This window comes from Burkholderia sp. JKS000303 (assembly GCF_002563755.1).
In the GTDB taxonomy this organism is placed as follows: Bacteria; Pseudomonadota; Gammaproteobacteria; order Burkholderiales; family Burkholderiaceae; genus Burkholderia; species Burkholderia anthina_B.
The window spans coordinates 1,011,484-1,033,010 of record NZ_PDBZ01000002.1; the positions used below are offsets into that span (position 1 = coordinate 1,011,484).

General features: G+C 67.5%; 17 protein-coding genes. 4 read left to right on the forward strand and 13 right to left on the reverse strand.

The window, feature by feature from the left end; translation table 11 throughout:
* Positions 1 to 6 precede the first annotated feature (6 nt).
* Positions 7 to 1,143 (reverse strand): succinylglutamate desuccinylase/aspartoacylase family protein, encoded by a 1,137-nt coding sequence (locus BX604_RS26695; protein ID WP_098553774.1) that lies wholly within the window; start codon positions 1,141 to 1,143, stop codon positions 7 to 9.
* A 54-nt stretch (positions 1,144 to 1,197) separates the two neighbouring features.
* Positions 1,198 to 2,520 carry a succinylglutamate desuccinylase/aspartoacylase family protein gene (locus BX604_RS26700; RefSeq protein ID WP_143748126.1) on the reverse strand — a complete coding sequence of 441 codons (1,323 nt, stop codon included), beginning with the start codon at positions 2,518 to 2,520 and terminating at the stop codon, positions 1,198 to 1,200.
* 109 nt (positions 2,521 to 2,629) lie between these two features.
* Between BX604_RS26700 and BX604_RS26705 the strand changes: the two genes are divergently transcribed.
* Both BX604_RS26705 and BX604_RS26710 read left to right on the forward strand, forming a co-directional pair.
* A complete protein-coding gene (locus BX604_RS26705) occupies positions 2,630 to 3,412 on the forward strand; it encodes an ABC transporter substrate-binding protein (protein WP_098553776.1) in 783 nt (260 codons plus the stop codon).
* Between the two features lie 85 nt (positions 3,413 to 3,497).
* Entirely contained in the window at positions 3,498 to 4,622 is a 1,125-nt protein-coding gene (locus tag BX604_RS26710) for an aminotransferase (RefSeq protein WP_098553777.1), read from the forward strand.
* Between the two features lie 85 nt (positions 4,623 to 4,707).
* Here the strand turns inward: BX604_RS26710 and BX604_RS26715 are convergent, their stop codons facing one another.
* Positions 4,708 to 6,132 carry an aminotransferase-like domain-containing protein gene (locus BX604_RS26715; RefSeq protein ID WP_098553778.1) on the reverse strand — a complete coding sequence of 475 codons (1,425 nt, stop codon included), beginning with the start codon at positions 6,130 to 6,132 and terminating at the stop codon, positions 4,708 to 4,710.
* Positions 6,133 to 6,507: 375 nt separating this feature from the next.
* Here BX604_RS26715 and BX604_RS26720 point away from each other — a divergent pair, with 375 nt between their 5' ends.
* Complete coding sequence (locus tag BX604_RS26720; RefSeq protein ID WP_098553779.1) at positions 6,508 to 6,861, forward strand: helix-turn-helix domain-containing protein; 354 nt, start codon at positions 6,508 to 6,510, stop codon at positions 6,859 to 6,861.
* Complete coding sequence (locus tag BX604_RS26725) at positions 6,854 to 9,028, forward strand: DUF4132 domain-containing protein (protein ID WP_098553780.1); 2,175 nt, start codon at positions 6,854 to 6,856, stop codon at positions 9,026 to 9,028. Before BX604_RS26720 ends, BX604_RS26725 begins: the two co-directional genes overlap by 8 nt.
* A gap of 30 nt (positions 9,029 to 9,058) precedes the next feature.
* Here the strand turns inward: BX604_RS26725 and BX604_RS26730 are convergent, their stop codons facing one another.
* The 10 genes from BX604_RS26730 to BX604_RS38645 all read right to left on the reverse strand — a co-directional run bounded on the left by BX604_RS26730 (position 9,059) and on the right by BX604_RS38645 (position 21,451).
* Positions 9,059 to 9,970, reverse strand: coding sequence for a hypothetical protein (locus tag BX604_RS26730; RefSeq protein WP_098553781.1), 912 nt, complete (start codon positions 9,968 to 9,970; stop codon positions 9,059 to 9,061).
* Between the two features lie 60 nt (positions 9,971 to 10,030).
* Positions 10,031 to 10,354, reverse strand: a complete 324-nt coding sequence (locus BX604_RS26735) for a TfoX/Sxy family protein (protein WP_098553782.1) — start codon at positions 10,352 to 10,354, stop codon at positions 10,031 to 10,033.
* Positions 10,355 to 10,444: 90 nt separating this feature from the next.
* Positions 10,445 to 12,181, reverse strand: a complete 1,737-nt coding sequence (locus tag BX604_RS26740) for a site-specific integrase (protein ID WP_098553783.1) — start codon at positions 12,179 to 12,181, stop codon at positions 10,445 to 10,447.
* A gap of 110 nt (positions 12,182 to 12,291) precedes the next feature.
* Positions 12,292 to 13,557, reverse strand: a complete 1,266-nt coding sequence (locus BX604_RS26745) for an MFS transporter (RefSeq protein ID WP_098553784.1) — start codon at positions 13,555 to 13,557, stop codon at positions 12,292 to 12,294.
* A 15-nt stretch (positions 13,558 to 13,572) separates the two neighbouring features.
* Positions 13,573 to 14,361: a peptidylprolyl isomerase gene (locus tag BX604_RS26750; RefSeq protein ID WP_098553785.1), complete on the reverse strand. Its 789-nt coding sequence runs from the start codon at positions 14,359 to 14,361 to the stop codon at positions 13,573 to 13,575.
* A 9-nt stretch (positions 14,362 to 14,370) separates the two neighbouring features.
* Positions 14,371 to 15,054, reverse strand: a complete 684-nt coding sequence (gene narI, locus BX604_RS26755; RefSeq protein ID WP_098553786.1) for a respiratory nitrate reductase subunit gamma — start codon at positions 15,052 to 15,054, stop codon at positions 14,371 to 14,373.
* A gap of 24 nt (positions 15,055 to 15,078) precedes the next feature.
* Positions 15,079 to 15,774, reverse strand: a complete 696-nt coding sequence (narJ, locus tag BX604_RS26760; RefSeq protein ID WP_098553787.1) for a nitrate reductase molybdenum cofactor assembly chaperone — start codon at positions 15,772 to 15,774, stop codon at positions 15,079 to 15,081.
* Positions 15,771 to 17,300 carry a nitrate reductase subunit beta gene (gene narH, locus BX604_RS26765; RefSeq protein ID WP_098553788.1) on the reverse strand — a complete coding sequence of 510 codons (1,530 nt, stop codon included), beginning with the start codon at positions 17,298 to 17,300 and terminating at the stop codon, positions 15,771 to 15,773. Before narH ends, narJ begins: the two co-directional genes overlap by 4 nt.
* Positions 17,297 to 21,070: a nitrate reductase subunit alpha gene (locus tag BX604_RS26770; protein ID WP_098553789.1), complete on the reverse strand. Its 3,774-nt coding sequence runs from the start codon at positions 21,068 to 21,070 to the stop codon at positions 17,297 to 17,299. Before BX604_RS26770 ends, narH begins: the two co-directional genes overlap by 4 nt.
* A 147-nt stretch (positions 21,071 to 21,217) precedes the next feature.
* Positions 21,218 to 21,451, reverse strand: a complete 234-nt coding sequence (locus tag BX604_RS38645; protein WP_143748127.1) for a hypothetical protein — start codon at positions 21,449 to 21,451, stop codon at positions 21,218 to 21,220.
* Between the last annotated feature and the right edge of the window lie 76 nt (positions 21,452 to 21,527).

Sequence of the window (21,527 nt, forward strand, 5' to 3'; positions counted from 1 at the left end):
CCAACATCAATCCGGCAACAGCGCCCCGCTCACCCGCCCCGGTATCGCGTCGCGGCCGGCAATCATCGCGATGCGCTGCCCGGCGAGCACGAAGGACACGTGTATCCTCGCCACCAGCATCCCCGATGTGCGCGAGCGCACCGCCACGCGATGCTGCGCGCCGTCCGCCGCCGCGTCGACGATTTCCGCGATCACCGCATCGGCGTCGACGTGCTCGCCCACGGGCACCTTCCAGCACACGATGCCGGTACGATCGGCCTTCACGTGATCGACCGCCTCCAGCGCGGCCACGGCCGGCGCCGCATGCGCGAGCGTCGCACTGCGATCGGCAACGATCGCCTCGGTTCGCAGGAACTCGATCAACCCGTCCGCATCGCCGCGGGCGAGCGCATCGGATACGTCGCGCTGCCCGCGCAGTTCGACGACCGCCGAAAAACCCGGCCCCGCTTCATCGTCGCGCCAACCCGGCATGCCATGCTTGCGCAATTGCGCCCACGCATCATGAAACGCCTGGTCGAACGTGCCGCCGCCCGCATGGTCCTCGAGCAGCAGCATCGGCGCATCCAGGCAGCGCGCCAACGCCGTCGCGCGCGCCTCGTGCGCCCAGTTGCCGTACACGTGCATCACCGCCGTCTTGTCGCAATGCAGGTCGAGCGCGATGTCGTGCGCGAATGCACGATGCAGCAGCATCGCCTTCAGATAGTCGACCGGATCGGCGGCGTCAGCCGGCGGCGTCGATAACGCCGTCAGCCACGCCTTCGCGTCCGGCACGCTGCGCGGCACGTCGCCCGCCTCGATCCGCCGCGCGACCGCGGCCCGCATGTCGGGAAAGCGCCGATCGAAATTGCCGCTGCCCGCGCAATCGAAACGCCCGGTCAGCGCGCCGCCGATGCACTGCTGCATGCCGATCGGATTGGCCCACGTCATGACGGCCACGCGCCCGCCCAGCATGCCGGCACGCTCGAGCGCGGCGAGCCGTTCAAGCAGATGCTGGATGACCAGCAGCCCCGGTACTTCTCCGGCGTGCAGCGCGGCCTGAACGTAAAGCGAGCGCGCGGCGCCCGCAGGGCCGAACGTGTATTCGCGCAACGCGATGCGCATGCCCGGCGCCGTTCCCGGCAGCGGGATTTCCAGCTGTTCCATCCGGCACTCCTGTCGTCGGATCGATACGATACGTGCGGATACGTGCGGCCGATCTCAGAAATCGAGCAGCAGGTTCCCGGGATCCCGCTCCGCGAGCACGGTGTCGCCGGCGATCAGCGCGGCTCGCTGCCCGGGCCGCACCAGCTTCTGTAGTTGCCGCACGACCATCACGCCGTCGATCGGGCTGACCACCGGCATGCGCGCGTTGATCCCGTCGCCGTCGAGACGCACGACTTCCGCGAACGTCTCGCCCGCGGCGATGCGCTCGCCCGGCGCGCGCCGATAGGCGATCACGCCCGCACACGGACACCGCACATGCGCGGCGCCCTGCAGCGGCAACACGGCCGGCGCGACGTCGGATCGCGCTTCGTCATCACCGGTTTCCGGCAGCGACAGGATCCCTTCGGCGTGCGCGAAGCGCAGCAGGTTGCGCGCGTCGCGCCGCGCCAGCGCATCGTCGACGTCGGCCTGGCCGCGCAGCTCGATCGTCGCCGAGAAGCCGCCCTGCGCTTCGTCGAAGATGCCGGCCTGTTGCAGCGCGCCCCACGCGCTCGAATGCGTCTGGTCGAACGCGCCGCCGCCGGTGCCGTGCGGCTCCAGCATGACCACCGGCGCGCCGATCATCCGCGCGACCGTCTCGGCGCGCGTGCGCTGCAACGTCGATGCGTAGACATGCGCGATCGCGTCGGTGTCGCAATGCAGGTCGAGAACGATGTCGTGATCGACCGCCAGTCTCGCCAGCGCGAGCTTCATCGCGGCCGCCGGCGTCAGTTCGCTGCGCGTGCCGAGCAGTTCGCGGAAAAACTGCTTCCAGCCCTGCCGCGTCAGGTCGCGCGCGTCCGGCGCGTCGAGACGCTGCGCGACGGCCCGCTCCAGCAACGGGAAATTGCGATTGAAGTTCTCCCCGTTCTCGAAGTCGAAGCGCCCGACGACCGGCCCGAACAGGCGCTGCGACAGCCCGATCGGGTTCGCATACGGCACGACCGTGACGGCCCCGGCGATGCGTCCGTCGCGATCGAGCGCGTGCAATTCATCAAGCAGATGCTGGAGCACGAGCAACCCCGGATGTTCGTCCGCATGCAGCCCGGCCTGCAGATACAGGCTGCGCCCGGCGTCGGGATGGCCGAAACGGTGTGCGGTCAGATGCAGCGCGACGCCGGGTGCCGGCGACGGCAAAGGCAGTTCGATACGTTGATAGGTCATCTGCTGTCTCCTCGAACGGGTTTCGGTGCGCAGTCGCGAGAGGCCCGAACGCGTGCTTCGCGGCACGCCGCCGACTGGCTCGACACGCGTCGGCACCCTCGTCACACCGTCCAAAACGTAGATTTTTAGTCTACTATGGACAATTCGTTTTTGAAAGAAGATACTTGGCAGCACCGTCCGTCATGGACGACCTGTCCCGCCTCAGGGTGCGCCGCAGCAGATTTCGCGGCGCCGGCCGGCCTCGTGCGACGGTCCCCGTTCGATCACCCTTATCGGAGCTGGCATGAACCTCAAGCATCTGGTCGTCGCAGTCGCGTTGTCTGCGGGCCTGTCCGGGCTGGCGTGCGCGGACAACACCGCGACGCTCAGGATCGGCATCGAAGCCGCCTATCCGCCGTTCGAGAGCAAGACGGCATCCGGCCAGTTGCAGGGCTTCGACATCGACATCGGCAACGCGATCTGCGCGAAGATGAAGGTTCGCTGCGTGTGGGTCGAGAACGTCTACGACGGCCTGTTGCCGGCGCTGCACGCACGCAAGTTCGACATGGTCAACTCGGCGATGAACATCACGCAAAAGCGCAAGCAGATCGTCGCTTTCACGCCGCCGGTCTACGCGGTGCCGATGGTGTTCGTCGCGCGCAAGGATTCCGGGTTGCTGCCCGATCCGGCACGCCTGAAGGGCAAGCGCATCGGCGTCTTGCAGGCGTCCGCGCAGGAGGATTTCCTGAAGCGCAACTGGGAGCCGCGCGGCGTCGTGATCACGTCGTATTCGGACCAGAACCTCGTCTATGCGGATCTCGCGTCCGGCCGCCTCGACGCCGCCGTGCAGGAATCGCAGACGGCGCAGGAAGGCTTCCTCGACAAGCCCCAGGGCCACGATTTCGCGATCCTCGGCGAGCCGATCCGCGATCCCGCGACGCTCGGCGAAGGCGTCGGGATGGCATTCCGCAAACAGGACACCGAACTGCGCGGCAAGGTCACCGCGGCGCTCGACGCACTGAAGAAGGACGGCACGCTGAGCCGGCTGTCGGTCCAGTATTTCAAGCGCGACATCGTCGTCCGGTAGCGCGCGCCGCCACCGGGCCTGCCCGTTTCCATCCCTATGCGGCGCGGACGCGCCGCACCCAACCCAACCCGACAAAGGAACGAACATGAAGATCAAGGAATTCGGCGTCGAACGCTGGATGGACCTGTACGAAAACCGTTGTACGTACAACCTCGCGGAAACGTGCGTCGAATCGCTGACGGTCGATCAACTGCTGACCATGACCGGCAAGCAGGACACGCTGCTCGACGAGCTGCGTCCGATGAAGCTGACGTACGGCGCGATCGAAGGCACGCAGCGTCTGCGCGAAGTGATCGCGTCGACCTACGCGCGCCAGTCGGCATCGAACGTGATCGTCACGCACGGCGCGATCGGCGGCAATGCGCTGATCTACGAAACGCTGGTCGAACCGGGCGATACGGTGGTGTCGGTGTTGCCGACCTACCAGCAGCACTATTCGATTCCGGAAAGCTACGGCGCGAACGTGAAGGTGCTGAAGCTGCGCGAGGAAGACGCCTTTCTGCCGGATCTCGAAGCGCTCGCGTCCCTCGTCGACGACAAGACGCGCCTGATCGCGATCAACAACCCGAACAACCCGACCGGCTCGCTGATGGACGAAGCGATGCTCGGCAAGATCGTCGAGATCGCGAAACGGTGCGGCGCGTACGTGCTGTGCGACGAGGTCTATCGCGGCACCGATCAGGTCGGCAGCGGCTACAGCGCATCCATCGCCGATCTGTACGAGCGCGGCATCAGCACGGCGAGCATGTCGAAGACGTACTCGCTCGCCGGGCTGCGCCTCGGCTGGATCGCGGGCCCCGTCGAACTGATCCATGCCGTGAGCGTGCATCGCGACTACAACACGATCAGCGTCGGGATGATCGACGACTATCTCGCGACGCTCGCGCTCGAACACCGCGACGTGATCATGCAGCGCAATCACGACATCGTGCGCACCAACCTGGCCATTCTCGATGCGTGGGTCGAACGCGAGCCGGCGATTTCGTGGGTCAAGCCGAAGTCCGGCACGACGGCGCTGCTCAAGTATGCGTTCGACATGCCGTCGCGCGCGTTCTGCACGGAGCTGGTCGAAGCGACCGGCGTGATGTTCACGCCGGGCAGCGCGCTCGACATGGAAGGCTACGTGCGGATCGGTTATGCGAACAACCGGACCGTGCTCGAGCAGGGGCTCGCGCGCGTGTCGGAGTTTCTGCGCGCGAAAGCCCGCTGATCCGGGCCTCGCGACGTTCGGGCCGGCAATGCGGCCCTGACGTCCGCGCGAACAGGCCGGTACGCGCCGCGTACCGGCCTTCGTTTCATCGCATGCACGACGCCGCGAGCTTGCCGACCGTGATCACCGCCTGCTCGATGTCCGGCGACCACGGGCTGCTGTAGTTCAACCGGATGAAGTTCCGGTAGTTGTCCGTGATCGAGAACATGTAACCCGGCCCGATCGTGATCCCCTGCTCCAGCGCGAGCTGGTACAGCCGCATCGCGTCGACCTGCGCCGGCAACTCGACCCACAGCACGTAGCCGCCCGCCGGGCTCGAGATGCGCGTGCCTTCGGGGAAGAACCGCGACACCATCGCACGCATCAGGTTCGCCTGCTGCGCATACGCCTTGCGCAACCGCCGCAGGTGATGCTCGTAACCGTCCCGTTCGAGAAACTCCGCGATCGCGAGCTGCGGGATCGACGGCGTCGCCAGCGTGTTCAGGAACTTCAGCTTCTCGACCTGATCCCGATAGCGGCCCGGCAATGCCCAGCCGATCCGGTATGCGGCCGTCAGGCTCTTCGAGAACGACGCGCAATGCAGCACGATCCCGCTGCGGTCGTAGGACTTCAGCGTGCTCGGGTGCGAATCGCCGAAATACAGTTCGTTATACACACCGTTTTCGATGATCGGCATGTCGACGCGGGTAGCGAACTCGACCAGTTCGCGCTTGCGCTCGTCGGGCATCTGGAAGCCGAGCGGGTTCTGGAAATTCGGCATCACCATGCACGCGGCGATCGGCTGCGACTTCGCGATCGCCGCCAGCGCCGCGATGTCGATCCCGTACTCCGGGTGCGTCGCCACCTCGATCGCCTTCATCCCCATCCGTTCGATCGCGTGCAGCATCGCGTAGAACGTCGGCGATTCCACCGCGATCGTGTCGCCCGGTTTCGCGACCGCCTGCAGGCACAGGTTGATCGCCTCGGTCGCGCCGACCGTCACGATGATCTCGTTCGGGTCCACCGACATCCCGTTTTCCAGATAGCGGCGCGCGATCTGCCGGATCAAGCGCGGATGGCCGGGCGGCAGCCCGTCCGTCACGCCCCACAACGACTTGTCGCGGCCGGCCGCGTATGCATAGCGGTTCAGCTTCTCGAACGGAAACAGGCTCGGGTCCGGATACGGCGAGCCGAGCGGCACCGCATCGTCCGTGCCGATCGAGCGCAGCGTCGACAGCACGAGCCGGCTCATGTCGACCGACGACGACACCGCGATCGGCTTCGACGGCCGCAATTCGCGCACCGGCGCGTGACCGTCGTCGCGGCGCAGGTTCACGAAGTAACCCGACTGCGGACGACTCTCCAGCAACCCGCGGCTTTCGAGCAGCAGGTACGCATGCAGCACGGTCGTGATGCTGATCCGGTGCTGCTGGCTCGCCTGCCGCACCGACGGAATCCGGTCGCCGTGCCGGTACACGCCCTGGCGAATCAGGCGTTCGATGTCGTCCGCGAGTTTTTCGTAGAGCTTCATCGCGCGCTCCCTGCCGGCCTGCGCATGCGCGCCGCCGCCTCGTGCGCGTCCGCTACGCGCGTGGTCTGCCCGCCGACCGGGCTGTCGTGATGCCTGATTGCTTCCTCCGGTTTTGCCTTTTCCATCGCAGTGGCTCGCTTTTGAAGATGCGCCGGGAGGCCCGTGACGTCTGGGCCTGCGGCACTGTGCACTTGATGGTTGAATCTTAAAAGCAGAACAGTTCGCCCGGAGTACACACATGGAACGTGCACACAAGAGTACAGTTCCGCGCCAATCTGCGATTTCTGGTGAACTGTACGTCTTACGAAAAGGCAACGAGGCCGGGATCGGAGTGCAATACTGTGCAATCGCACGGTTTTATCGACGGAGTTCCGCATGCAGCACCCGATCGAACAAGCATCCGACCTCGGCGGCGTGATCCGCGCCGCGCGGAAAGCACGAAAATGGCGCCAGAACGATGCGGCCGAATATACCGGCGTCAGCGAGTCGTTCGTGGTCAAGGCCGAACGCGGTGCGGACACCGTCCAGTGGGGCAAGGTGTTCGGGCTGCTGCAGGGGCTCGGCGTGCGCGTCATCGTCGAGTTGCCCGACGCGGGCGGCGACCTGCTCGAACGGGAAACGGCACGGGCGCGTCGTCGCGCCGACGCGCGCGCGGCACGCGTGGCCAGGGTCGACGCACGGCTGGAGTCACGCGTCACGCCCGCCGACCAGGCACCGACGCATGACTGACGACGCCCTCGTCGCGCTGCTCGTTGCGCGGCTGACCGACACCGCCGACCACCCGCGCTTCACCGGCACGCCGATCGACCTGTCGGCACTCGACGCGCACGCGCTCGGTGCGGTCTGGCCGGCGCTGCGCCGCGCCGAGCGGCGGATCATGCAACACGAACTCGCGTACGACGATCCGCGCGCCGGGTTCGTCCGCTGGCTGCGCGAGCAGATTGATGCACTCGGCATCGCGCCGCTGATCGACGCCGATGCCGCGCTCGAACTGTTCCGCGCCATCCCGGCCGGCGCGCAGACGCTCGCGCTGCAGGAACTGCCGTACCTCGACGCACTGCCGTCGCCCGCGCTGCAGGCCGAGCTCGCACGCATCGCGGACGGGCCGCCGCAACCGGGCCTGCATGCCGGATCGCCGTACGGCACCTATGCGCTCGACTGGTTCGCGGGCCGTCGCGACTTCTCGGCTCGCCGGGAAGCCGGTGCACAGTCGCTCGCCGATTCGCCGTTTCGCGTGCGCGAACTCGACGTGCTTCCCGAACTCGGGCCGGCGTCGCTGCTTGCGCTCGCCGCGACCCACGACGGCTATTTCGCGCCGAAGCGGCTGTGGATCGATTCCGACGATCCGGCCGTCACGCTCGCGCAAGACGCGGCATACGTCGCGTTCGCGCACGACGCGCTGATCGACGCCGCGCAGCAGGTCGCCGCGATCCATGCCGGCACCGTTCCGTATCAGGCCGATCGCGCATTCACGACCGACGATGCGCAGGTCGTCGCACGCGCGGCGCGCGTGGCCGCCTGGCGCGACGAAGTGTGGCTGCGCGCGCTGATCGGGCCGCTGCTGACCGGTGTGTGCGTCGCGCCCACGGCCGCGAAGACCGCGCCGTCGCAGTCGCTCACGATCGCGCTCGGCCACGCGATCGAAACGATCCCGACGCCCGAAGGCGTGCGCGCGCTGCGCGACGCGCTGGCCGCCGTGCGTCATGCCGGCGTACAGAAGAAGCTCGCACGCAACCTGAAGCCGGCCGAGCGCGCGCTCGGCGAGCGGCCGCGCACCGCGCTGCGCATGACGCTCGGCGCGAAGCCGGACAAGAAGCAGCTCGCGATGCTGGCCGTCTGCATGGAGGCGAGCTTCTGGCAGCCGATGACGCTCGATTACGCGGAATGGCGCGAACGCCTCGTCGATGCGCCGGCCGGCGCCGCATTCTCGACGCGGATGATCTGGCAGGCGCGCGCGCCCGACGGCACGACGCGCTCGTTCATGCCCGACAGCGCGACAGGCGCCGTCGTGCTGCGCGACGCGGCCGGAAATCCGTGCGACATCGACACGAACGGCGAGATCCGGCTATGGCATCCGCTGCGCGCCGACGCGGCCGAACGGCTCGCGTGGCAGCACGCGATCGTCGGCCGTGCGATCCGGCAGCCGGTCCGGCAGGCGTTTCGCGAGTTCTACGTGCCGGCCGATGGTGACGTCGCCGCAAGCGAGTCCGCGATGTTCGAAGGCCACGTGCTCGCGACCCGGCCGCTGATCGGCGTCGCGCGCCGTGAAGGATGGGCGCTGCGGGCATACGACGACGGGCTCGTGCGCGAGTTCGGCGACGTGCGCGCGACCTTCGGCGTCGACGCCCCGCTCTATCCGGGCGCGGACAGCCACGGCACGTCGCGCCGGCTGCACGTCGAGCGCAGGCGCGAACGGCATTGGGCGCCCGTGCCGATCGGCGAGGTCGACCCGGTGGTGTTCTCTGAAATCGCGCGTGCAGTCGACCTGCTGGTGAGCGTCGCGGCCTTCGCGCTCGACGACGACGTCACGCGCGCCGCGGCCGCATTGCTCGCGACGGATCCGGTGCGCCGCCGCGAGATGGAAGCCGGGCGCTGGAATCGTCTGAACCGGCTGTCGGATCTGCCGCTGGGCGTGATGGCGGCGCATCGCCGGCACGTGCTGTCGCTCGTGTTCGCCGACGCGATCGCGCAAGGGCGGATCGCGCTCGACGAACGCCATGTGCGCGTCGGCGGGTGGTCGGTGCATTGCGCAACCGGCCGCGTGATGCGCGACGGCGAGCCGGTCGATACGCCGATCGAGCCGCCGGTGTCGCCGCTGCGCGCGGTGCCGTGGCTGCCTTACGACGAAGCGTTGCTGCAGCGGATCGTCGATGTTGTCGCGGGGTTGCTGGATTGAGCGGCGAGTGATGAACGGTGAACGGCGCGCCTACCGCGCCGTCTGCTGCCGCTGCGCCTCCTGCGCTTTCATCTGCAGATACGCACTGCGCTCGACCTCGTGCAGCTGCTGCGGATACTGCTCGGTCGCATCGAACCAGCGCGCGAAGCGCTGGTCGAGCGGCTTGTCGAGCGTCGCGAGATACGCGTCGATCGCGAGGTAGTAGCGCATCGTGTTGCGCTCCAGCAGCCCGCGCACGCCGCCGATGTATTGCGGCTGCGCGGCCGACGCGTCGCTCGCGAGCGTGAACCCGACCTTGTCGCTGCCGATCGTCGCGAGATAAGTCTTCATCGCCATCCGGCCGACCGTGCCGAAGCCATACGCATACGTCAGATGCAGGAACGTGCGCGATGCGCCGACCGGCACGGCCTCCAGCGCGATCCGGTAGTCCTTCGTGCCCATCGGGCCGCTGTCGGCGCTCAGGTCGACCTGGAAATAGTCGGGCCTCGCGGCAGCCACGCGGTAGCGGAACTGCACGCGATAGGTATCCGACAGCTTCTGCTCGACCTTGCGGCCGAGATTCACGTCGAGCACCGGGCCGTTGCTGCCGGTCGACGCGTGACAATACTTCGTGTTCAGGTGCAGGATCAGCACCGCGCACCAGTTCGCGGGGCCCTGCACGGGATCGTCCAGCTTGCCGCTCACGACCGAGTACGGATAGTCGACGACCGCGTAGATGTCGCCCTTCAGCGATGAAGACGCCTCGGACGATTCGAGGTACAGCGGACGATGGAACGGGTTGTTCTTCAACTGCTCGCCGAGGCTGTGATAACGGTCGAGCAGCGCCGCGCCGCCGTCCGCGCCGAACGACAGCGCGCTCCAGCCCAGGCATAAGGCCGCAACGAGCGCGCGCCATGCGCGGCGCGCGTAGCGCGGGGCTTGTGGATCTGTGGACGTCTCCATTCGTGTGCTCCAGCGGGAGGCGCAGTGCGTGCGCGCGTGATTCACGGAATACGCCGATCGCTATCGGCCCCGCTTCACCGGCACCGGCAATTGCGCGGCAGTGATCCGGATCAGCGTCGACAACCATTCGCGGTCATCCCAGCGCTCGCCTGCAATCACGAGATGCGGCTTCGCTGTCGGATACGGTGGCGCTTCCTCGCAGATACCGAGAAACGCACGCCCATCGGGCGTCGGCTTGACGAACAGCCGATCGTCGCAGACCAGCGCGACCATCTTGCCGTCGCAGTAGACCCCGTATTCGCCGAACATCTTGCGGGCCGACACCGTGCCGGCCGCGGCCATCTGCTCGACGATGAAATCGACGGTTCCCTGACTCGATGCCATCCACCCGCTCCGTTGTCGAATACACGTTCTGACCGTCACCGACGCGGTGTCGTTCCGTTCAATTCCCGCGCAACCGCTCGCGCGCCTCGCTTATTTGTCTGCCGAAAACGCACTCGACATCTGTCGCGCCCGCTTCACATCGTCCCCGTGCAGATAGATCGACGTCGTCGAGATCGACGCATGCCGCAGGTTGTCGCGCACCGTCGTCAACTCCGCGCCTCGCGCGAGCGCGTGCGTCGCATGCGTGTGCCGCATCCAGTGCGGGCTCGCCTGCCGCAGCTTCTGCGCGAGCGCCGGGTTGTCCTCGTCGACGAGCGCGGCCGTCTGCGCGAAGAAGCGCTGCATCACCTTCCACAGCCGCACACTCGTGATCCCGGCCGCACCGTCTTCCGCGAGGCTCGCGATCAGCGGCGTATCCGGGCGCCAGCGCACCGGCGTCACCGGCAGCCGCCGCGCGACCAGATGACGATCGAGCGCCGTACGCGCGAGCGGCGGCAGCGCGACGCGCGCGGCCTTGCTGCCTTTGCCGATCACCTTCAGCCACGCATCGCCGTGCGCGTCCGTCGCGATGTCGCCGAGCGTCGCGCCGACGAGTTCGCTTGCACGCAGCCCGGTCGCGTAACCGAAATCGAGGATGAAGCGCAGCCGTTGCGCGGCGGCCGGCGTCCAGCCGGATTGCGGCGCGCTGGACGACTTGTCCTTGCGAAACTCGAGCCCGTCCGCGATCGTGCGCACGAGCAGCCACTCGCCTTCGGTGAACGCGTGCGACGTGTCGAGCGCATTCGCGCCGCGCGTGTCGCGCACCTTCACGCCCGCGAACGGATTCGCGAGCAGGTAGCGCTGCTCGATCAGCCAGCGGAACAGCGCGCCGAGCACCGACAGCGTGTACGCGGCCGAACGCGCGGACAGCCCGCCGGAGAACGGCCGCCAGTCCGGCGCGCCGCGCGGCCGCACCGGGCCGACCCAGCGCGCGTGCGGCGTCGGGTTGCGCAAGAACGCGCGGTACGCGACCGCGTCTTCGGTCGTCAGCGACGACAGTGCGCGGCCGCGCTCGACGATCGCCCACAGGATCAGCCGCTCGGCCTCCTTCCGGTAGGCACGCCGCGTCGCGGCCGATTCGTGCAGCGACAGCCAGGCATGCACGGCCGCGTAATCGTTGTCCGCGTCGAGCGTGCTGGTCGCACGCGGCGCGCGGAACGTGCCGGCCGACCCGTCGACTTCGTGCGGCAGCTTCAGGTGTTCCCACGGCACGATGCTGCCGCGCGGCGTGGCGGCAATCAGCGCGCGGGCGCGCTCGGTCAACGCGGGATGAGCGGCGAAGAACGCCTCGACGTGCCGCGCGCTCGCCACGCCGAGCCCCGCGATCGCGCGCCACCACTGACGCCGGCGCGGAATCCGCACGGTCAGGTCGGCCAGCGTCGCGATGCCGTGTGCGCGCAGCGCGACCACCGCCCGCGCGGGCAACCACAGGCCGACGTCGTCGCTGATCTGCGGCACCGGCGCTCGCGCATGGCGCAGCATGCCGATCGCCTCGGCCATCGCCCTGGCGATCTGCGTGCGCTCGCCATCGGCGTGACCGAGCTGCGCCGCGAGATCGGGCCGCCCCACCTGTCGCGCGACCCGCACGAGACGGCGGCGAATGCCGCCGATCACGCCGCGCGCCGACCGCCCGTCGCCGAGACGATCGGGCAAATAGCGCTCGACCGCCCGACGCACGGTCATGCCCGCGTACCACGCGCGCAACGCGGCCAGTTCGTCGGCGTCGGGAAAGCCTGCGGGCGCAGGCGCGGAATCGGAGGAAGGCGGTGAAGCGAGGCGCTGTTTCATGGGCGCCAGTTTGACAGAACTGCGCGCGGCAGAAAACGCCCGAGGCGCTGCGAATGCATGCGCGATGCCGGAAGCGTCCGGCATCGCGCGAGCCCGTCGAGCGGGCGCGGTCAGCCCGTGACGGGCGTGCGCCGCACCTCGGACAGGTAGATGAGGATCAGCGACACCCAGACGATCCCGTACAGGAACATGAAGCAGGTCGTGCGCACCTGCAGCAGGTCGAGCAGCATGCCGAACAGGATCGGCAGCAGGAAGCCGCCGAGGCCGCCCGCGAGCCCGACGATGCCGGTGACGACGCCCATGTTGTCCGCGAAATCGTCCGCGACGTACTTGAAGGTCGACGCCATCCCGAGCGCGAACACCGCGCCGAGCACGAAGGTCAGCGCGACGAAGCCGGCCACCGGCATCGCAACGCTCAGCGTCGCGGTGCCGTTGATGGTGTGGATCACGAAGTCGGTCGCCGGATACGACAGCAGGAACAGCGCGATCCACGCGACCCACAGACCCCACCACGTGACCGCATGCGCGCCGAAGCGGTCGGCCAGCGCGCCGCCGAGCGCACGCAGCACGGAGCCCGGCAACGAGAAGCCGGCCGCGAACGCGGACGCCATCACGAGCGACATCCCGTATTCGCTCTTCAGGTACTGCGGGATCCACAGCGACAGCGCGGTGAAGCCGCCGAACGTGATCGAGTAGTACTGGCACAGCCGCCACACGCGCGGATCGCGCAGCACCTTGAACGCATCGAGCCACGAGCCGCCGCGCTTGCCCGCGCCCGGATCGCGCGCCGACGCGAACCAGAAGATCACGGCCGTGACCAGCAGCGCGACCGCGTAGACGCGCGGCACGAAGCGCCAGCCGTATGCGTCGAGCAGCAGCGGCGTGACGAACAGGTTCACGGCCGCACCGACCGTGCCCGCGCCGAACACGCCCATCGCGAGCCCGCGCCGCTTCGGCGGGAAAAAACGCGCGACGTACGGCGTGCCGACCGCGAACGACGCGCCGACGCAGCCGAGAAACAGCCCGATCACGAGGAACTGCCAGAGCTGCGTCGCGTAGCTGACGATGTAGACGGGAATCGCGCACACGACGAGCAGCACCGTCATCACGATGCGCCCGCCGAAGCGGTCGGTCCACGTGCCGAGCGGCAAGCGCATCAGCGCGCCGGTCAGCACCGGGGTCGACGTGAGCAGGCCGAACTCGGTGCTGTTCAACCCGAGATCGATGCGCAGCTGCACGCCGAGCACGCCGAACATCATCCACACGACGAAACACACCATGAACGCGAGCGTGCTCGCGGCCAGCACCGACCACGCGCGCAGCGGGATCGCCTGCGAATCCGCGGCCAGCGCGGCGTTACCTTGTTGAGTTGCCATACGCAAAACCCCGTTTCATTGGACGAGCGGCCCGTTCGCGCCGTCGAAGCTCACGCCTTCGACCCGCGCGCCGCCCGCGAGTATCGCCACGTACTGTCGCATCGCCCGCTCGCGCACGCGCTCCGACAGGTACGCGGCGATCGGGTCGGCCGCCTCGTCGAACGGCACGGTATCGCCCGGCACGCGGCGCTCGATGCGCACGATGTGAAAGCCGAAACGCGTGTTGACGAGCTTCGGCAGCACGCCGATCCCTTCCGAGTCGAACAGCGCGGCCTCGAATTCCGGCACGGTGTCGCCGCGCAGCAGTTGCCCGAGGCTGCCGCCGACCTGCGCCGACGGGCAGTTCGACGACGCGCGCGCAACGGCTTCGAACGTATCGGGCGCGGCCACCACGTCGGCGAGCGCGCTTTCCGCGCGCTGCCGCAGCGGCGCGAGCGGCACGCGGTCGGTCACCGCGAACAGCACATGGCTCGCATAGACGATGTCGTTGCGGCGAAAGCGCGCCGGATGCTGCGCGTAGTAGCGCTCGCAATCGGCGCGATCCGGTTCGGGCACGTGCGTGAGCTCGCGTTCGAGCAGCGCATCGACCGCCGCATCGTCGAGCGGCGCGCCTTCGTCGATCAATGCGAGCGACACCGCGCGCTGCCGCAGCAGCTCGCGCACCGCGAGCGCATGCCGCGCCGCGTCGAGCGGATCGGCTGCGTCGTCGTAATGCTCGGCCTCGGCCGCGATCGACGCCGCGTCGATCTCGACACCGTTGATGATCAGCGGCACCGTCGCGACTTCAGGGAGAACGTCGTTCATGCCACCTCCTTAGCGCTTGCGCACGAGTTGATACGGCCGGATCAGGTACGCGACCGATGCGATGCCGCTCCAGATGTGCACCATCCGCGTGAATGGCGACACGAGGAAAATCGTGAAGCCGAGCAGGATATGCAGCCGGTACGTCAGCGGCACGCCGACGAGCAGGCTCGCGATATCCGGCCGGAACGTGACGACGCCCTTCACGTAGTCGGTGAGCTGCTCGAACATCGCGCCGTCCATGTGGCGCGTCGACAGCACGACGGTGCCGAGCCCGAGCGCGAGCTGCACCCACAGCATCAGCACGATCAGGATGTCGGACTTGCGGCTGTTGTTGCGGATGCGTGCGTCGCCGAGACGACGCCAGATCAGCAGCGTCAGCCCGATGATCGCCGCGACGCCGGCCGTGCCGCCCGCCACCATCGCGACGAGCTGGTGCCCGGACGCCGACAGGAACGGCGACACGAGCCAGTGCGGCGCGAGGAAGCCCGCGAAGTGCCCGAGCACGACGACGAGGATGCCCCAGTGGAACAGGTTGCTGCCGAGCCGCAGCATCCCGTGGCGCAGCAGTTGCGACGAATCGCTTTTCCACGTGTACTGATCGCGGTCGAAGCGGATCAGGCTGCCGACCAGCAGCACCGCGAGACAGATGTACGGGTAGATCCCGAACAGGAACTGATGCAGGTAAGCGCTCATGTCTTTCCCCAGTTGAGCCCGCGCTTACGCGCCGCGGGCCGGCCGCTTGTCGTGGAATTGCACCGTCTGCCCGGCCGGCGTGGCCGCGCCGACGAAGCGCACCGCTTCGTCCGCATACGACGCGTCGAGCGCACGGTAGTCGTCGGCGCTCGGCCGCTCGGCGGCGACGTCGTCGTCCGCGGCGGCCGGCGCGTCGACCGGTGCGAGGCCGGCCATCGGCAGCAACGCGCCAACGACGAAGCTGTAATGGCTGCCGCGCTGCGCAAGCTGGCCGGCCAGCGCCTGCAGGATTTCGCCGGTTTCGGCGAGCAGCTTGCGCGCGTCCGGCGCCGGCAGCCGCGACAGGTATTCGAGGAACACGGGCAGATAGTCGGGCAGCTCGCCCGGGTTCAGCGCCAGCCCGTGCCGCTCGTACATCTGCAGCAGATCGACCATCGCCTGGCCGCGATCGCGCGATTCGCCATGCACGTGTTCGAACAGGTGCAGCGACGTCGCGCGGCCGCGATCGAACAGCGCGACGTAGTTCTCCTGGAGCGTCAGCAGGTCGCGCTCGCGCACATAGGCAAAGAACCGGTCGAGGCCCGCGCGTACCGCCTTCGGCACGCGCGCACGTTCACGCAGGTGGGCGTCGATCGAATCGAGCACGTCGACGAGCGCTTCGTCGGGATAGTCGAGCAGCGCCGCGAACGCCGCATAGGTCGGGTCGGGTGCGTTGCTCATCGGGAGGCCTCGTGGATCGGAATGGTTTTCGAGCCCTTCTTCGAGCTGAACAGGCTGCCTTCCGAACGGCCGTCGGAACAGCCGTTGCCGAACGAGAAGCCGCACGATGCGCGCAGGTCGTACGCGTTCTCCGCATACTCGCGATGCGTCGTCGGGATGACGAAACGATCCTCGTAGTTCGCGATCGCGAGATAGCGGTACATCTCCTCGACCTGCGCGAGCGACAACCCGACCTGGTCGAGCACGCCGCGCGCGTCGATGCCGTCGACGTGACGCGCACGCATGAACGCGCGCATCGCGAGCAACCGCTCGAGCGCGAGCTTCACCGGCGCTTCGTCGCCGGCCGTCAGCAGGTTCGCCAGATAACGCAGCGGAATGCGCAGCGATTCGACGTCCGGCAGGTAGCCGTTCATCCCGAGCGCGCCGCTGTTCGCGGCCGAGTTGATCGGCGACAGCGGCGGCACGTACCAGACCATCGGCAGCGTCCGGTATTCCGGATGCAGCGGGAATGCGATCTTCCAGTCGATCGCCATCTTGTAGGTCGGCGAGCGACGCGCGGCGTCGATCCACGCGGCCGGCACGCCGTCGCGCTCGGCCTGCGCGATCACGGCCGGATCCTCCGGATCGAGGAACAGCGACAGCTGCGCTTCGTACAGATCCTTCTCGTTCTCCGCGCTGGCGGCTTCGCTGATCCGGTCGGCGTCGTACAGCAGCACGCCCAGGTAGCGAATGCGGCCCACGCAGGTTTCCGAACACACGGTCGGCTGGCCGGCCTCGATCCGCGGATAGCAGAAGATGCACTTCTCGGCCTTGCCGCTCTGCCAGTTGTAGTAGATCTTCTTGTACGGGCATCCCGACACGCACATGCGCCAGCCGCGGCACTTGTCCTGGTCGATCAGCACGATGCCGTCCTCCTCGCGCTTGTAGATCGAGCCCGACGGGCACGCTGCGACGCACGCCGGGTTCAGGCAGTGCTCGCACAGGCGCGGCAGGTACATCATGAAGGTGTTCTCGAACTGCCCGTAGATGTCCTTCTGCACGTTCTCGAAGTTGTAGTCCTTCGCGCGCTTCTCGAATTCGCCGCCGAGGATTTCCTCCCAGTTCGGCCCCCACTCGATCTTCTCGAGCCGCTGGCCGCTGATCAGCGAGCGCGGCCGCGCGACCGGCATCGCACGCGTGTTGCCGGCTTCCTGCAAATGGCCGTAGTCGAACGTGAACGGCTCGTAGTAGTCGTCGATCTCGGGCAGGTGCGGGTTCGCGAAGATCTGCGCGAGCAGCCGCCACTTGCCGCCCAGACGCGGCTCGATCTTGCCGTCGGCGCGCCGCTGCCAGCCGCCGCGCCAGCGGTCCTGGTTCTCCCAGTCCTTCGGATAGCCGATGCCGGGTTTGGTCTCGACGTTGTTGAACCACGCGTATTCCATCCCTTCGCGGCTGGTCCACACGTTCTTGCAGGTCACCGAGCAGGTATGGCACCCGATGCACTTGTCGAGGTTCAGCACCATCGCGATCTGTGCACGTATCTTCATGACGTTTCTCCGGCGCGAACGGCGTGTTGCGTGGTGGGGTCGACCGCGGTTTCTTCTCCGTCGAGCCAGTCGATCCGGCTCATCTTGCGCACGATCAGGAACTCGTCGCGATTCGAGCCGACCGTGCCGTAGTAGTTGAAGCCGTACGACAGCTGCGCGTAGCCGCCGATCATGTGGGTCGGCTTCAGCGCGATGCGCGTGACCGAGTTGTGAATGCCGCCGCGCGTGCCGGTGATTTCCGAGCCCGGCGTGTTCACGATCTTCTCCTGCGCGTGGTACATCATCACCATCCCGGACGGAATCCGCTGGCTCACCACCGCCCGTGCGCACAACGCGCCGTTCGAGTTGTAGCACTCGATCCAGTCGTTATCGACCGCGTCGATCGCCTTCGCGTCGTCCTCCGACATCCACACGATCGGGCCGCCGCGCGACAGCGTCAGCATCAGCAGGTTGTCCGTGTACGTGCTGTGGATCCCCCACTTCTGGTGCGGCGTCAGGAAGTTCAGCACGCGCTCGGGGTTGCCGTTCGAGCGCTTGCCGACCATGTGCGCGTAGCTGCCCGTGTCGACCGGCGGCTTGTACGCGCACAGCGACTCGCCGAACGCGCGCATCCACGGGTGATCCTGGTACAGCTGCTGACGGCCCGTCAGCGTGCGCCACGGCACCAGTTCGTGCACGTTCACGTAGCCCGCGTTGTACGACACGTGTTCCGATTCGATCCCGCTCCACGTCGGCGACGAGATGATCTTGCGCGGTTGCGCCTGGATGTCGCGGAAGCGGATCTTCTCGTCCTCGCGCGCGACGGCCAGATGCGTGTGATCAATGCCCGTGATGCCGGACAGCGCACGCCACGCCTTCACCGCGACTTCGCCGTTGGTTTCCGGTGCGAGCGCGAGGATCACCTCGGCCGCGTCGAGTGCGGTGTCGATGCGCGGGCGCCCCTGCGCGGCGCCGTCGGCGACCGTGTAGTTGAGCTGGCCGAGCAGCTTCACTTCGTCCTTCGTATCCCAGCCGATGCCCTTGCCGGCGTTGCCGAGCTTGTCCATCAGCGGGCCGAGCGACGTGAAACGCGCGTAGGTGTTCGGATAGTCGCGCTCGACGGCGATCACCGCCGGCATCGTGCGGCCCGGCACCGGCTCGCATTCGCCGCGCTTCCAGTCCTGCACGTCGAACGGCTGCGCGAGCTCGCCCGGCGTATCGTGCGCGATCGGCGCGAGCACGACGTCGCGTTCGACGCCGAGATGCCCGTCGCACAGCTCGGAGAAGCGCTTCGCGATCCCCTTGAAGATCTCCCAGTCGCTCTTCGATTCCCACGCGGGATCGACCGCCGCCGACAGCGGGTGGATGAACGGGTGCATGTCGGACGTGTTCATGTCGTCCTTCTCGTACCACGTCGCGGTCGGCAGCACGACGTCCGAGTACATGCAGGTGGTCGACATCCGGAAGTCGAGCGTGACGAGCAGGTCGAGCTTGCCGCGCGGCGCGTCGTCGTGCCACTTCACTTCCTCGGGGCGGGCACCGCCCGTCGCGCCGAGGTCCTCGCCCTGCACGCCGTTGGTCGTGCCGAGCAGGTGCTTCAGGAAATACTCGTGGCCCTTGCCCGACGAGCCGAGCAGGTTCGAGCGCCACACGAACAGGTTGCGCGGGAAGTTGTCCGGTGCGTCCGGATCCTCGCACGCCATCTGCAGCGTGCCGGCCTTCAGTTGCCGTGCGACGTCGGCGCCGGCCTGGGCGGGGTCGCCGAGGGTCGCGCCGACCTTCAGCGGATTCACCGACAGTTGCGGCGCGGACGGCAGCCAGCCCATCCGTTCGGCGCGCACGTTGTAGTCGATCGGCGAGCCGTGGAACTGCGTCTTGTCCGCGAGCGGCGACAGCAGCGCGCTCGGGTCCATCGTGTCGTAGCGCCACTGGTCGGTGTGCGCGTAGAAGAACGACGTCGCGTTCATGTGGCGCGGCGGCCGGCTCCAGTCGAGCGCGAACGCAAGCGCGGTCCAGCCCGTCTGCGGACGCAGCTTCTCCTGGCCGACGTAATGCGACCACCCGCCGCCCGGCTTGCCGACGCAGCCGCACATGATCAGCATGTTGATGATCGCGCGGTACGACATGTCCATGTGGAACCAGTGGTTGATCCCCGCGCCGATGATCACCATCGACTTGCCTTGCGTCTTGTGCGCGTTCTCCGCGAACTGCCGCGCGACCGAGATCACGTCCGCGCGCTTCACGCCGGTGATCGCTTCCTGCCAGGCCGGCGTGTACGGCAGATCGTCGTCGTAGCTCGCGGCCACGTCGCGCCCGCCCAGCCCCTGGTCGAGCCCGTAGTTCGCGACGAACAGGTCGTAGACGGTCGCGACCAGCATGTCGCCGTTGCGCGTCGCGATGCGCCGCACGCCGATCCGGCGCGACAGCTCGGAACCGTGTTCCGTCGAATTGAAGTGCGCGTGCGGCTGGTTGCCGAAGTACGGGAACAGCACGTCGACCACGTCGTCGTGCGCGGCCGTGCACGACAGGCGCGGCGACAGTGCCGCGCCCTTCGACGTCTCGCCGCGCAGGTTCCACTTGCCCTTGTCGGCGTCCGCCTGCTGGCCCCAGCGGAAACCGACCGAGCCGACCGGCACGACGAATTCGCCGTTCGCGTCGTCGATCATCACGGTCTTCCAGTCCGGGTGCGCCGCCTCATCGAGCGCATCGTCGAAGTCGGACGCGCGCACGAGGCGCTCGGGCACGTAGCCATCGCCATGCGGCACGAGGCGCACGAGCGACGGCATGTCGGTATAGCGCTTGCAGTAGTCGATGAAATAGTCGCTCTTGCCGGCGAGATGGAATTCCTTGAGGATCACGTGGCCCATCGCGAGCGCGAGCGCCGCATCGGTGCCCTGCTTCGGGTGCAGCCACAGATCGCCGAACTTCGCGCCTTCCGAGTAGTCGGGGAACACCGACACGACCTTGGTGCCGCGATAGCGTGCCTCGACGAGGAAGTGTGCGTCCGGCGTGCGGGTCTGCGGGACGTTCGAGCCCCACATCATGATGAACGTCGAGTTGTACCAGTCGGCCGATTCCGGCACGTCGGTCTGCTCGCCCCAGGTCTGCGGCGACGCGGGCGGCAGGTCGCAATACCAGTCGTAGAAGCTCAGGCACACGCCACCGATCAGCGACAGGTAGCGCGAGCCGGCCGCGTACGACACCATCGACATTGCCGGAATCGGCGAGAAGCCGACCACGCGATCGGGGCCGTGCCGCTCGACCGTGTAGACGTTTGCGGCTGCAACGATCTCATTGACCTCGTCCCAGCTCGCGCGCACGAAGCCGCCGAGCCCGCGGCGGCTCTGGTACGAGCGCCGCGCGTCGTCGTCCTCGACGATCGAGCGCCACGCATCGACGGGCGCGAGCGTGCGACGGCGTTCGCGCCACAGCTTCACCAGCGCGCTGCGCACCATCGGATGCTTGAGGCGGTTCGCGCTGTACAGATACCAGGAGTACGACGCGCCGCGCGAACAGCCGCGCGGTTCGTGGTTCGGCATGTCGGGGCGCGTGCGCGGGTAATCGGTCTGCTGGGTTTCCCAGGTGACGATCCCGCCCTTGACGTAAACCTTCCACGAGCACGAGCCCGTGCAGTTCACGCCGTGGGTCGAGCGGACGATCTTGTCGTGCTGCCAGCGCAGCCGGTAGCCGTCCTCCCATTTTCGGTCCTCGTCCGTGACGGCGCCGTGTCCGTCGGAGAAGGTTGGCCTCGTGGTGGAGAAATAACGCAATCTATCCAGGAAGTGGCTCATGGGGATCTCGTTTTTCCGGTCTTTTGGCAGACCCTGATTATTTAAGGAGGCGAAATACCGGTTGTAAAGGACGATCGGATTTCGCCTGTTCCGTCCGTCTTCATTTCTTGCGTCCGGATCGAATGGATTGTCTTCCGGATCGTCATATCACGACTTGATACAAATCACGGCATCGTTGATCCGCGCGCAACGACGTGAAATGGGGACCGATTGAACGGTCTCACCTGCTATGCTGCGCACGGGAAACCCGTTTTCCCGGTCCGCCCCGCCTGTTTCCCCGCGCATCGCGGGCATCGAAGCGTCGGGGGACACCCGCATCGAATTGCGTTGAACGATCCGGCGATTTCCGTTGGAAATGGCCGGCCGCAGCCCGTCATCCATAGAAGACTGCGCAACGCATTCGAGGTATTCGCTGTACTACCGGCCGTCGGTCAATCGCACCTTTACCTATAAAAAC